A 13,159-nucleotide genomic window follows, 5' to 3' on the forward strand; every position below is an offset into this window, starting at 1 on the left:
ACTAGACGCCTTTTTCCAACGCTAAGCTTCCCACGAGTCGTTACGTTTTTGCTGGGCGAAATTCTGCCAGCGTAACGAGCTGTTTCGTCGTTAGCAAACGTTGTCAAGACCCCGTCTCGTTTTTGGATGCCGATTCTGTGCTCATCGGGCTGAAAAGTCAGGCATGCTGAAGCCCAGGGCTCGTCCGGGTTTCTGTATCCGGTGCTGCGACGTGAGCGGCAAGAGCGGCACGTCTGTTGCGATGAAGAAGGAAGGCCTCGGCAATCCTGATTTCCGTACCCTGTACCCTCGCCATCCTACCTGCAGCCCGTCTATTCCAAAGAGGATAGGCGGGCTGTTTGCTGTCCGGCCCTAAGCTTCACAAGTGTGCTGTCCGGCCACTTGCCGTACGAGCCGGTCAGCCATGTGCTCCCCGTCTACATGCCGAGCGAGCAGGCCCGAAGCTCTGGAAAAGACTTCCAAAATAGCCTAGCCTCTGCTAGAGTAAAGCTAAACGAAAGAAGAGGGGGCTGCGGATGAGCAGCAGAACGTGGAAGGCAAGCAAGGAGTGGAGCTGGCGAAGAGTCGCCATTGGGCTCGGATTGGCGGCGTTCCTGGTGCTCGGCTACCTGGCGAACGCGGATCTTCCTTGGCGGACGACGCTGGAAAAGCAGGGAATCAGTCCGGGCGGAGCCGGCGAAATCGATCGGATCCACATCTTTAGGATGGAGGACGGGCAATTAAAGGAGACTTCGATCAAGGCGGACAGCTTGGCTCACATGACCGCGCTGCTCGAGGCGCTCGCTCCGATGAAGCTGGCCCGCGGGCCGTTCAGCCCCGAGCCGGCAATCGGCGGAATTTCGAACAGCTACTCCGTCTCCATCTATGAAAAAGGAAGGCTGGACGATCCAACGATGGTGTCCCTGAAATCCGGAACCGTCTCCATCAGCAACCGCAAAGCCAGCGACAGCTACACGATCACCGGAGGCTTCGACCTGGAGAAGTTCGATCGCCTCATCGAGAGCATGAAAGGGGAATGAGCGATGGAATGCAGTCGCATCGTGCCCGTGCTGAGAATGTTCGACCTTGATAAGACCCGGGAGTTCTACCTGGACTTCCTGGGAGGGGAGCTGCTCGGCGAGCCTCCGTTCGAGCCGTCAATGCCTCTTTACCTGTTCGTATCGCTGGGCGGGTGCGAGCTGCATCTGTCGGAGCATTTCGGAGACGGGATGCCGGGGGCCAATCTGCGCATCGAGACGGCCGGCGTGCAGGCCTTCCAGCAGGCCCTGCTGGCCAAAGCCTATCGGCATGCAAGGCCGGGCCTCGAAAAGCCGCCCTGGGGCGGGCTGGAGATGACGGTGCAGGATCCGGCCGGCAACCGGCTTACGTTCTACGAGCGGTAGAGTTAGCCGAACGGCAGAAGCCGGGAGCGGGCCGAGGCGCAGAGCGGGACGGCCGAATCAAGCAGGTACGCTCCACCGTGAAGCAAGAGAAGACAGGACATCCTTGCCGGGACGGAAGGGCAGGCAAGAACGGCTATAGCCGGATCGGGCCTGTCTTTTTGCCGATGCGCTTGCTAGGCTGGAGGAAACCACTTAGGACGGGAGAACGATATCGCATGACGCTCATCATCGAACCTTGCGGCCTCGACCGCAAGCAAGTCCTGCTGAACCTGTACCCGCTCTATCTCCATGATCTGGCGGGCATCCGCGGCGTGCTGCCGAACCGGCACGGCGTCTTCGAGGAAGATGACGGCATCGCCACGCTGCAAGAGCAGCAGGCGGAGTTCGCGATCTGGTGGGAAAAGGAGGGGCTGCTGTTCCCTTATCTTCTCGTCGAGGACGGCCTGCCGGCGGGCTTCGCGCTCGTCGCCTCGGGCCCTTACGCGGTCGACGGCAGCGAGTTCACGCTGCAGGAGTTTTTCCTGCTGCGGCCCTACCGGGGACAAGGCCGGGCCGAGCGCGCGGCCCGAGAGCTGTTCTGCCGCCATCCGGGTCGCTGGGCGCTGTTCACGACGGCGTCGGAGTCCAACGCGGGGGCGATCTCGTTCTGGCGCAGGACGCTGCGGGCGGCGGCCCCGGAAGGCGCATACGAGGAAAAGGACGAAGACATGGAGTACTATGGCTTCGGCAAGCTGTTCCGATTCCGCAGCGTCGAAGGGGCGGGCGCAGCGCCCGGCAACGCAGCGCCCGGCAGCGCAGCGCCAGGCAATGCAGCGCCAAGCAACGCAGCGCCCGGAAGCGCAGCGCCCGGCAGAGCAGCGCCCGACAGCGCCACGCCAGGCAGCGCAGGACCCGACAGCGCAGCGCCCGACAGCGCAGCGCCCGGAAGCGCAGCGCCCGGCAGAGCAGCGCCAAGCAACGCAGCGCCCGGCGGCTCCCCGCTGGGCCGCCCAGCGGCGTCGCCGCCTGCCGAGCCCGCAGCCTCGCCGCTCTCCTCCGGCATCACGCTGCGCCTCGCGGCGGCTGATGCCGACCTGGACGCGCTCGCGGAGCTCGACGCGCTCGTCGTCGGCCACGGCGGCCGCCGAGAAGCGCTCGCCGCCCATGCGGCGGCGAGCTGCTGCCTCCTCGCCGAGCGGGAGGGCCGGCTGGCCGGCTATGCGGCATGGGACCGCGGCTTTTTCGGCCGGGAGTTCCTGCAGCTCTTGATCGTGCACCCCGCCGAGCGGCGCGCCGGCATCGGCCGCACGCTGCTGCTGGGCTGGCTGGAGCGCTGCTCCGGCGAGCGCGCCTTCACCTCGACGAACCGCTCCAACGAACCGATGCGGGCGCTGCTGGAGGCGGCGGGCTTCGAGGCGAGCGGCATCGTCGACCATCTGGACGAAGGCGATCCGGAGCTCGTTTTCAGCGTGGCGGTTGCCTCGGACGATCCGGTCTGATACGGTAAGGGATGCACAAGCGCTTCCGCGAAAGGGAAGCGGGATCGGGAGGAATGGACATGGACAGCAAGGAACGCTTCTCCAGCCGAGTGGAGGACTACGTCAAGTTCCGGCCGGGCTATCCGGCGGAGGCGATCGACGCCATCCTGGAGCAGGGAGGGCTCGCGCCGGAGTCGGCGGTCGCTGACATCGGGGCGGGCACGGGCATCTTTTCGGGCCTCCTGATGGAAAGGGGGCTGCGCGTCATGGCGATCGAGCCGAACGCCGACATGGCGCGCGCGGCCTGGACGGCGCATGGTCCGAACGAGCTGTTCGGCATCATGCTGGCGCCGGCGGAGGATACGGGGCTGGCGAGCGAATCGCTCGACGCGATCGTCTGCGCGCAGTCGTTCCACTGGTTCGACCAGGAGGCGGCCAAGGCGGAGTTCGCGCGCATCCTGAAGCCGGACAAGCGCGCTTTCCTCGTGTGGAATTCGCGGCTCACGGCCGGCACGCCGTTCCTCGAGCGCTACGAGGCGCTGCTGCACGAATACGGCACCGACTACGCCAGCGTCAACCACCGCAACATCTCGCCGGAGCGGCTGCAGGCGTTCTTCCGCGAGGGCACGCTGACGCGCCGGGCGTTCCCGAACCGCCAGCGGTTCGACTACGAGGGCGTCAAGGGGCGGCTGCTCTCCTCCTCCTACGCGCCGCAGGCCGGCGATCCGCGGCATGAGCCGATGCTGGCGGAGCTGCGCCGCATCTTCGACGAGACGCAGCAGGACGGCACGATTGATTTCGACTACGAGACGGAAGTGTTCAGCGGCGAGGTATAGACGGCAGGGCGAGGCCTCCTTCGGGGACCGTTCCGGCCGCCGATTGACAAGCGCCGCGCCATTCGCTAAAGTGAGAGCGAACAAGCATAGAAGCGTGGAAGGGAAGCAGTAGCGGAGCGAATCTGCGGATCAGAGAGCCGGCGGTTGGTGCGAGCCGGAGCGACAGCCGCCCGCGAAATACATCCTGGAGCTTGCGCGTCCGAACCTGCCTCCTCGGCAGAAGGACGCGGACGGCAGCCGGCCGTTATCCGGCAGAGCGGAGCCTTGCTCTGGGCTTGCCTTCTGAGGCAGCCTGCGCAGAGGCTCAACTCAGGGTGGTACCGCGATGACTCGTCCCTGTCTTTGGACAGGGAGGGGTCTTTTCTTTTTCCGCTTTTCCACGAACGAACGACCATATGGAGGGATACGAGATGACGAAGAACCAAGCGGCCGTGAACGCGGCGCTGCTCGACGATCTGGAGTACCGGGGCCTGGTCTACCAGGTCACGAACCGCGAGGAGCTGGAAAAAGCGCTGGCCGAAGGGCCGATCACGCTGTACTGCGGCTTCGACCCGACGGCGGACAGCCTGCACATCGGCAGCCTGCTGCCGATCCTGATGCTGCGCCGCTTTCAGCTGGCGGGCCACAACTCGATCGCGCTCGTCGGCGGCGGCACCGGCCTGATCGGCGATCCGAGCGGCCGCTCCACGGAGCGCTCGCTCAACACGGACGAGACGGTCGCCGGCTGGACGCAGGCGCTCGGCAAGCAGCTGTCGCGCTTCCTCGACTTCGAGACGCCGCAGAACCCCGCCCGCCTCGTCAGCAACTACGACTGGCTGGCGCCGCTCGACATCATCACGTTCCTGCGCGACATCGGCAAGAACTTCACCGTCAACTACATGCTCGCCAAGGACTCGGTCGACTCGCGGCTGGCCAACGGCATCTCGTTCACGGAGTTCAGCTACATGATCCTGCAGGCGTATGATTTCTTGAAGCTGAACCAGGACCACGGCGTGCGGCTGCAGCTCGGCGGCAGCGACCAGTGGGGCAACATCACGGCGGGCCTCGACCTGATCGGCAAGACCGGCGGCAGCGGCGCATACGGCATCACGATGCCGCTCGTGACCAAAAGCGACGGCAAGAAGTTCGGCAAGTCCGAGTCGGGCGCCGTCTGGCTCGACCGCTCCAAGACGAGCGCGTACGCGTTCTACCAGTTTTGGATCAACACCGACGACGCGGACGTCGTCCGGTTCCTGAAGTACTTCACGTTCCTGACGCGCGAGGAGATCGCGAGCTTGGAGGCGCTCGTCGCCTCGCAGCCGGAGAAGCGCGAGGCCCAGCGCGAGCTGGCCCGCCAGGTGACCCGCATCGTGCACGGCGAGCAGGCGGTGGAGAGCGCCGAGAAGATCACGGCCGCGCTGTTCTCCGGCGACGTCACGCAGCTGAGCGAGGACGAGCTCGTCGAGGCGCTGTCGGACATGCCGACGACTGTGCTCGCGGATGCCGAATCGACCGGCCTCATCGACCTGCTGGTCGAGACGAAGGCCGCACCGTCGCGCCGTCAGGCCAAGCAGGACATCGAGAGCGGAGCGGTAGCGGTGAACGGCGTCAAGCAGACCGGCATCGACACCGCGCTGACGGCGGAGCATCGCCTGCATGGCCGCTACCTCGTGCTGCGCCGCGGCAAGAAGAACTACTACCTCGTGAAGTTCGAGTAGAAGATTACAAGACAAAAGCGGGACGAAGCCGAGCAGCGCTCGGCCTCGTCCCGCTATTTTGATTTGTCGCGTCTTCTGGACGACGATTTCCTGAGCCAGCCGATCGTGCTCCTCGACGATCTCGGGCTTTTCCTTCAAGAGAAAGGACTGGAAACGCCGGAACAGGCCGCCTGTTTCCGGCTCCTCGCCGATGAAGCGAATCGCTTCGGCATAGCTCTCTTCGCAGTCCTACACGCAGCTTGACCTGCTTCATCGGATCGGAATCAAGCCCTTGCCGATGAAGTTGGCCGACACCGGCTTCAGCCCCATCTCCCGCGCCCAGATGGACAGCTGGCCGACATGGTGGATCTCATGGGCGAGCACATGCCGCATGACCTCTCCCCAGGCGTGCTGCTCGACGTCTCCATCGCCGGTGACGTCCTCCATCAGCCGCGTCTCCATGGAGTCGTCCCAGCCGAGGATGAACGGCTCGATGTCGGACCGGTATTGACGGTCCAGCTCCCGCACCTCGGCGAGCGTGGCGAGCCATGGAACCGGCTTGGAAGGGAAGGCTGCCTCCTGCAGCTGCTGAATCCAGCTCCACTCTACATCGATGATATGCTGGAACGTCTTGAGGATGCTTCCCATGCCGCCGACCCGTTCCCGAGCCAGCTCCTCCTCCGGCAGCTGAGCGCACCATTCGTACCATTGATCCCGGACGATCCAGTTGTACTTGAACCAGACGTGCATTCCGATTCCTCCTTGAGCGGCATTTTAACCTTTCCTTATCGTAAGGGATCGAGAGGACGATGAGAAGCTCCTCCTGCGAGATAAAGAATTGAAAAAAGTTGAAAATGAGACTCCCAAACGTTATGCTGAAAAGAGCAAACTCTTGCTCCGATGCCGAAGGGATGGGCTTCATGAAAAAAGTGACGCTGCAAATGATCGCCGATAAATTGAACGTATCCAAAGCGCTCGTATCCAAAGCTCTGTCCGGGGACAGCGCGGTGAACGAGGTGACGCGGGAAATCATCTGGAAAACCGCCGAGGAGGAAGGCTACCGGATCAAGGGCCGCAAGCCGGGCTCCGCTCCGGGCACGGGCAATCTGGCGGTGCTCATGCCGCGGGCATACCTCGACGATCCCGAGTATTGGGGCAAGATCATCAAGGGCATCGACGCCGAGCTCGCCAAGCAGGGCTACAGCATGCTCCTGTCGAGCATCGACGTGTCGATGAAGGTGAAGGACGGCATGCCGCTGGGCATCACGGAACGCAAGGTGGACGGCGTCATCGTGCTCGGCCAGCTGCCGGAGGCTTACACGGACCAGTTGACGAAGCGCAAGCTGCCGTTCGTGCTCGTCGATCCCGACGCGCAGCATCCGGAGCTCGACCTCGTGCTGGCGAACAACTACCTCGGCGCGAGCCAGGCGGCGCAGCTGCTGCTTCGCCAAGGCCATCGCCGCCTGGCGTTTGTCGGCGACGCCCATACGACGTGGAGCTTCTCGGAGCGTCGGCGCGGCTTCGAGGACGCCATCGCCGCCCACAACCGCAAGCAGGCCGAGGACGGGGCGGAGCTGGCCCTCATCGAAGGCATGGGCGTAAGCGGCAGCGGGATGTACACCAAGCCGGAGTTCGCGGCGACGCTGGAGCGGGAACTGCGGGCGGAGCGTCCGGTTACGGCGATGTTCTGCGCCAACGACCTGATCGCCTTCGACGCGCTCAAGCTGCTGCAGCCGCTCGGACTGGAATGCCCGACGGACGTGTCGATCGTCGGCTTCGACGACCTGTCGCTGGCGGAGCTGAACCAGCCGGGCCTGACGACGGTCAAGGTGCCCAAGGAAGAAATGGGCTCGCGCGCGGTGCAGATCGTGCTCGGCCGCATCGCCGAGCCGGAGAAGCTCCCGGAGCTCGTCATGCTGTCGACGACGCTGGTGAAGCGGGCTTCCGCCGCTGCTGCTGCGGGCGCGGACGGGGATGCGGAGCCGGAGGCGGAGAGAGCGGCCACGGCCGGAGCTTGAGGCGGCAGCGAAGCGGTATCGGGAGGCTAGGCTTGGAGCGGCAGCGCAGCCAGTCGGCAAAATGCGGCTGCGGGGGACGCGCGGCTGAGGCTGGCCCCAAGGGCAAAAACGCCCTTGATGGAGAGCGGCCACGGCGAGCGCGTGAGGCGAGAGGCGAGCTGAGGGCACGCTTGTTTGGAGCGCCGGAGCTGCATCGCTTCAAATCAAGGGAAGAAACGCCCTTGTTGATGCGGTGGAGCCGGTTTCGCCCCCGCCTGTCCGCCGCTCACCTAGGGCTGCTCTTGACGGCTCCCAGCTTAACCCCGCGCCACTGTCGGATTTTTCTTCAACATCCCCCGTTGGCAGCTTCGTACCTGCGGCATTGGAGCTCTAACGCAACTCAGAGGCGCTATTTCGTCCATAAAGCCTCTTTACTACGGCTAACGAAACTCACAGTCGCTATCTGGCTTGAATGACGGTCTAATCCCCCGCTTTGGACCGAATAGCGCTTTACAGTTTCGTTAGAATTTGAAATGCTCTCTTTTTGCCCAAATAGCGTGCTGTAGTTTCGTTAGCGCCGCTGCCCTCAAGGGCCTGCGGCTCAATTTCCCCATCGGCAGTCCAAGCGCCATGTCCCTCGATCCATCAACCGCCAGTCTACACGCCAACGATCGTCGACCCGCCGGCCGCTAGTCCAAGTGGCAACGATCATCGACCCGACTGCCGGTCTAAGCGGTATCGCCCCACCTATTCCTAGTCCATGAGCTTCCATTCAGCGCCCGCCCCCCGACCACCAGTCCGGCGCTTTCGCTCCTCGATCCATTGAATCCGAGTCTAGGGACCACTTTCTTTGACCTACCGACTGCCCGTCCAAGCGCTTCCGTTTCCCGATTAACCGCCTGCTAGTATTCTCTTTCACTCCGCCGACCGGTTGTCCCGGCATCAGCGCCGCCCTGTTGCCTAGCGCAGGAATCGGCGTTTTCTACGGAGGATGCGCCGCTAAGCATCCACTCGCCTCGATTCACCTGCTCCTCTCATGCAATTCAACTAATGAAACATAAACGTAATAAGTTAAAATAAGTTGAAGAAAAGCTCGTCAAATGTTATTCTTGTCATGGCAACACCATGAAACCAACCAGGTAAGGGCGGGGATCGATCATGAGGAGCAAAGGGTTTGTTGCCCGCGCAGGCAGCCGTCTGGAGCTGGAGGGCAAGCCGTTCCGGTTCGCTGGGCCGAATGTCTACTGGCTCGGGCTCGACGAGAATGTGGACGGAATCGCCTGGCCGACGGAATTCCGCGTCCGCGACGCGCTGGATACGGCGCTGGAGATGGGGGCGACCGTCGTCCGCTCGCATACGCTGGGCGCGTCTCAGGGGCATCCGCTCTCCATCATGCCGGAGCCGGATCGCTACAACGAAGAAGCGCTGCGCCGGGTGGACTTCGCGATCCGCGAGGCTGCGGCGAGAGGACTGCGGCTGATCGTGCCGCTTGTCTGTAACTGGTCGTATTACCACGGCGGACGTTCTACGTTCGCGAGCTGGAGAGGACTGGAGGATCCGCTGTCCTTTTATGCCGATCCGGAGATCAAGGAGACGTTCAAGCGGTACATCGCCATGCTGCTGACTCGAATGAATACGCTTACAGGAAGGGCTTACCGCGATGATCCGACGATCCTGGCCTGGGAGCTCGGGAACGAGCTGAACGACGCGCCCGCCGAGTGGGTCCGGGAAATGGCCGTTCATATCAAGGATCTCGATCGGAACCATCTCGTCGCGCACGGCAAGCAGTTCGAGCTCGATCGCGACAAGCTCGGCATCGAGGAGCTGGACATCCTCGACGTGCATTATTATCCGGCCGACGCGGATGCGCTGGCGAGGGACGCGGCCGACACGGCCGCTGCCGGCAAGGTCTACCTCTGCGGAGAGTACGGCTGGACGGAGGACGGACTGGAGGCGTTCCTGGAGCGGGCGGAGAAGGACGGCAACGTCGCCGGAACGCTGTTCTGGTCGTTGTTTCCGCATGCGGACGATGCTGGGTATGTGCCCCACTACGACGGCTTCTCGCTGCACTATCCCGGCACGGGCGTAAGCCCCGATTACGAGCGGCGCTGCCTGGCTCTGAGAAGCCATGCCTATCGGATGAGCGGGCGGGACGTGCCCGCATGCCTCGTCCCGGAGGCGCCGGCGATTTCCTCGGCGGCCGAGCGCGTCGCGTTCCGCGGCGTCGTCGGAGCGGCCCGCTACACGGTTGAAAAGAGCACGCGCGGAGCGGCCGGACCGTGGACGGCTGTCTTCGACGCTCGACCGGCGGACCACGACATGCCATGGCAGGACCCGACCCGCGCGCACGGCACGCGCACCTGGTATCGCGTGCGGGCGCTCGCGCCGGACGGAGCGGCCGGAGCGTGGTCGGAGCCGTTCGAGTCGGAGCCGTTCACCCCGCGCGGCTGAGTGTTTGCTCCGTGCGGGGGCGTACGATATTGTCCGTCGTCTGGCTGCGGCTCGCGAGGGATGCGGATTACGCGAAAAAAGCTGTCTCCGGAGCCGGGAACGGACTTAGGGGACAGCTTTTTAGATGTCGGGCCTGCCGGGTCGGGTCCACCCAAGGCAGAAAAGTGCCTTGGATGTTAATTTCCGGGCGAAGTCGGCCCGAACCAAGGAAGAGTGCCTTGGATGTTAATTTCCTGGCGAAGCCGGCCCGAACCAAGGAAGAAGAGTTCCTTGGATGTTAATTCCCTGGCGAAGCCGGCCCGAACCAAGGCAGAAAAGTGCCTTGGATTCTGGTTCGTTGCAGCAAGGCGGGAGGGGGAACTGCGAGAAACACGATTTTGTGGTTGTACGTTCCCCGTCGCCCGCCGCGCCCGCGTTGCTCCACACCTCCGCGCTCGTCGCGTGCCGATTCCTTCCCCCCAGCTCCTACGTCCGCCCTTGCCGCGCGTAGCGCACCAAGCTGTCCGTCCGCACCGGCAGGCCGGTCGCGATCGAGCGGTTGGCGGCGATACCGGTCGGATCGTTTGGCCTCGATGATTGTAAGAACACTCTTCGGCACAGAACTCGCCTCCTGCACCTGATTCCAGTTCAGGAGCGATAAAAGGAGAAAAGCAGGGTTCCTTGGCGGCATGCTTATGCTGGCTGCCGGCGAACCCTGCCTTGTCGTGCCGCGCTCTCCGACCACAAGCTGGCTGCCGACGAACCCTGCTTTGCCGTGCCGGCGCTCGCCGACCACAACCGACGCCCGGGAAGCCCGGGAAGCCCGGTGCAGCCCGGCCTGCGGCCCAGCCGCTCAGGCTCCAGGCTGCTACATGCTACACCAGTCCGAACTCCCGTCCGGCCTGCAGCAGCGCGTCGCGCGCGAAGGCGAGGTCCTCGTCGCTGTGCATCGCGGTGACGATGAAGCGGACGCGGCCCTTGCCCTCGCCGACCGTCGGATAGACGATACCGGGCGCGAACACGCCGAGCTCCAGCAGCCGCGCCGAAAAGCGCATCGTGCGCGCCGAGTCGCCGATGACGATCGGCATGATCGGCGTCTCGCTGACGCCGGTGTCGAAGCCGTCGGCCTGCAGCCGCGTGCGGAACGAAGAGGCGGAGGCGTGCAGGCGCTCGCCCAGCTCGGGGCTGTCCTGCAGCACGCGGATCGCTTCCAGGCAGGCGGCCGCCACGGCCGGCGTCTGCGATGTGCTGAACAGGAACGGCCGCGCCTTGTGGATGAGGTACTCCTTGAGCGCCTGGCTGCCGGCGGCGTAGCCGCCGACGACGCCGACCGCCTTGGACAGCGTGCCGATCTGGATATGGACCCGGCCGTGGAGGCCGAAATGATCCGTCGAGCCTTTGCCGAAGCGTCCCAGCACGCCGCTCGCATGCGCGTCGTCGACGCAGACGACCGCGTCGTAGCGCTCCGCCAGCTCCACGATCTGCGGCAGCGGCGCGATGTCGCCGTCCATGCTGAACACGCCGTCGGTCACGACGAAGCGCGTCCGATAGCCGGACGATTCCCGCAGCGCCTGCTCCAGGCTGTCCATGTCCTTGTGCTTGTAGATGCGGCGCGCCGCCTTGGTCAGGCGGATGCCGTCGATGATGCTGGCGTGGTTGAGCTCGTCGCTGATGACGACGTCGCCCTCCTGCAGCAGCGTGCCGAACACGCCCTGGTTCGTCGTGAAGCCGGACTGGAACACCAGCGCGGCTTCCGTGTCCTTGAACCGGGCCAGCTCCAGCTCGAGCTGCTCATGGATGTCCAGCGTGCCGGAGATCGTGCGGACGGAGCCGGCGCCGACGCCGTACTTTTCCGTCGCCTCGACCGCCGCCCGCTTGAGCCGCGGGTGGTCCGTCAGGCCGAGGTAGTTGTTGGACGCCATCTGCAGCACGCGCCGGCCGCCGATGTCCATCCAGGCGCCCGAGCCGCTTTCCCAGACGGAGGGCAGCCGGTATTTCCCCTGCCGCTTCAGCTCCTCCAGCTCGCCGTTCAGAAAGTCCAATCCTGCCATCGCTTTCCTCTCCTTCCGCAGCCAGCGGGCTGCCCGTTCTGCACCTCATGTCCGTCGTTCCATGTCCTATCCAGAGCCGGTCGCCTGGACCGGCGCTTTCGCTTTCAGTGCTTGAACACGATCTTGGCGCACTGCCCCGAGCCCATCCGCTCGAACGCTTCCTCGAAGCGGTCCAGCGTGAACGTATGGTCGACGAGCGGCTGCAGGTCGATCCGCTTCGAGTCGAGCAGCCCCTTGAGCTGATGCCACGTCCGGTACATCCGCCGCCCCGTGATGCCATGCACCTCGAGCCCTTTGAAAATGACATGCCGCCCCAGATCGATCGGCACCGCCTTGGGCGGGATGCCGAGCAGCGACACGCGGCCGGCGGGGGCCATCGCCTCCAGCAGGCTCGTGATCGCCGCGCCGCTGCCGGACATCTCCAGGCCGACCTCGATGCCGGCGCCGTCCGTCAAGCGCCGCAGCTCCTTTGCCGTGTCTACGCCAGGGCCGGGCTTTACGCATGCGTCCGCCCCGAGCTGCGCCGCCATGCCGAGCCGGTAGTCATGGAGGTCGACCGCGACGATGCGTCCGGCTCCGACCGCCTTGGCGACCTGGATCGCCATCAGGCCGATCGGGCCGCAGCCGACGACGGCCACGGAGCGGCCGACGATGTCGCCGGACAGCACCGTGTGCACGGCGTTGCCGAGCGGGTCCTGCAGGCACGCCAGCTCATGCGGCAGCGAAGGATCGTTCGGAATGACGTTGACCGCCTTGGTGACGGCATAATCCGCGAAGCAGCCCGGCGCGCTGATGCCGAAGCTGCGCGTGTGCGGGCAGACATGGGCGTTGCCGGAACGGCACTGCTTGCAGGCGCCGCAGACGATGTGGCCCTCGGCGGACACGCGGTCGCCGGGGGCGATGCCGCGCACCGCGCTGCCGATCTCGTCGACGATGCCGGCGAACTCATGGCCGAACACATTGGGCGTGACGACGTTCTGCTCCGCCCAGTCGTCCCAGCGGTAGATATGCATGTCCGTGCCGCAGATGGAGCTGGCCTTCACGCGGATGCGGACCTCGTCCGGTCCGATGTCCGGGATCGGCAGCTCCCGGAGCACGGCTCCGGGCTTGCGTTCGGCCTTCACGAGGCCGGTCATCGTCGTTGGCATGGGGCATTCTCCTTTGCGCGCGGCGGGATGGGGAAGGGATGCCGCTTGAACGCTTTTCTCCGTTATGGAAGCGCTTGATAAAGTACATATGTTCACTATAAAGAACAACCGTGTATGTAATAGTATATTAGGCGGCGGCTTTTTGTAAACAACAAAAAAAGCCGGCGCAGGGCCGGCTTCGG

10 protein-coding genes and 1 other annotated feature are annotated in these 13,159 nt (G+C 64.5%); of the genes, 7 read left to right on the top strand and 3 right to left on the bottom strand.

Annotated elements, in window-relative coordinates; translation table 11 throughout:
- Positions 1-515: 515 nt before the first annotated feature.
- From HGI30_RS04200 to tyrS, 5 genes are all read left to right on the top strand, one after another.
- Positions 516-1,019 carry a hypothetical protein gene (locus HGI30_RS04200; protein ID WP_168906497.1) on the top strand — a complete coding sequence of 168 codons (504 nt, stop codon included), beginning with the start codon at positions 516-518 and terminating at the stop codon, positions 1,017-1,019.
- A 3-nt stretch (positions 1,020-1,022) separates the two neighbouring features.
- Entirely contained in the window at positions 1,023-1,382 is a 360-nt protein-coding gene (locus HGI30_RS04205; RefSeq protein ID WP_168906498.1) for a glyoxalase superfamily protein, read from the top strand.
- Between the two features lie 215 nt (positions 1,383-1,597).
- Positions 1,598-2,860: a GNAT family N-acetyltransferase gene (locus tag HGI30_RS04210; RefSeq protein WP_168906499.1), complete on the top strand. Its 1,263-nt coding sequence runs from the start codon at positions 1,598-1,600 to the stop codon at positions 2,858-2,860.
- A gap of 59 nt (positions 2,861-2,919) precedes the next feature.
- Positions 2,920-3,675, top strand: a complete 756-nt coding sequence (locus HGI30_RS04215) for a class I SAM-dependent methyltransferase (RefSeq protein ID WP_206110012.1) — start codon at positions 2,920-2,922, stop codon at positions 3,673-3,675.
- An 86-nt stretch (positions 3,676-3,761) separates the two neighbouring features.
- Positions 3,762-4,016: a binding site (T-box leader), on the top strand.
- 69 nt (positions 4,017-4,085) lie between these two features.
- Positions 4,086-5,372 carry a tyrosine--tRNA ligase gene (gene tyrS, locus HGI30_RS04220; RefSeq protein WP_168906501.1) on the top strand — a complete coding sequence of 429 codons (1,287 nt, stop codon included), beginning with the start codon at positions 4,086-4,088 and terminating at the stop codon, positions 5,370-5,372.
- Positions 5,373-5,621: 249 nt separating this feature from the next.
- On the opposite strand, the gene HGI30_RS04225 is transcribed toward tyrS, so the two are convergent.
- Complete coding sequence (locus HGI30_RS04225; RefSeq protein ID WP_168906502.1) at positions 5,622-6,101, bottom strand: DinB family protein; 480 nt, start codon at positions 6,099-6,101, stop codon at positions 5,622-5,624.
- Between the two features lie 170 nt (positions 6,102-6,271).
- Between HGI30_RS04225 and HGI30_RS04230 the strand changes: the two genes are divergently transcribed.
- The gene (locus HGI30_RS04230) at positions 6,272-7,369 is read left to right on the top strand and encodes a LacI family DNA-binding transcriptional regulator (protein ID WP_168906503.1); all 1,098 of its coding nucleotides are present in this window, start codon (positions 6,272-6,274) and stop codon (positions 7,367-7,369) included.
- 1,137 nt (positions 7,370-8,506) lie between these two features.
- A complete protein-coding gene (locus HGI30_RS04235; RefSeq protein WP_168906504.1) occupies positions 8,507-9,799 on the top strand; it encodes a glycoside hydrolase 5 family protein in 1,293 nt (430 codons plus the stop codon).
- A gap of 854 nt (positions 9,800-10,653) precedes the next feature.
- Here the strand turns inward: HGI30_RS04235 and HGI30_RS04240 are convergent.
- Positions 10,654-11,829, bottom strand: a complete 1,176-nt coding sequence (locus HGI30_RS04240) for a glycine C-acetyltransferase (protein ID WP_168906505.1) — start codon at positions 11,827-11,829, stop codon at positions 10,654-10,656.
- A 104-nt stretch (positions 11,830-11,933) separates the two neighbouring features.
- Positions 11,934-12,977 carry an L-threonine 3-dehydrogenase gene (gene tdh / locus HGI30_RS04245; RefSeq protein ID WP_168906506.1) on the bottom strand — a complete coding sequence of 348 codons (1,044 nt, stop codon included), beginning with the start codon at positions 12,975-12,977 and terminating at the stop codon, positions 11,934-11,936.
- Between the last annotated feature and the right edge of the window lie 182 nt (positions 12,978-13,159).

The organism is Paenibacillus albicereus, assembly GCF_012676905.1.
Classification (GTDB): domain Bacteria; phylum Bacillota; class Bacilli; order Paenibacillales; family Paenibacillaceae; genus Paenibacillus_O; species Paenibacillus_O albicereus.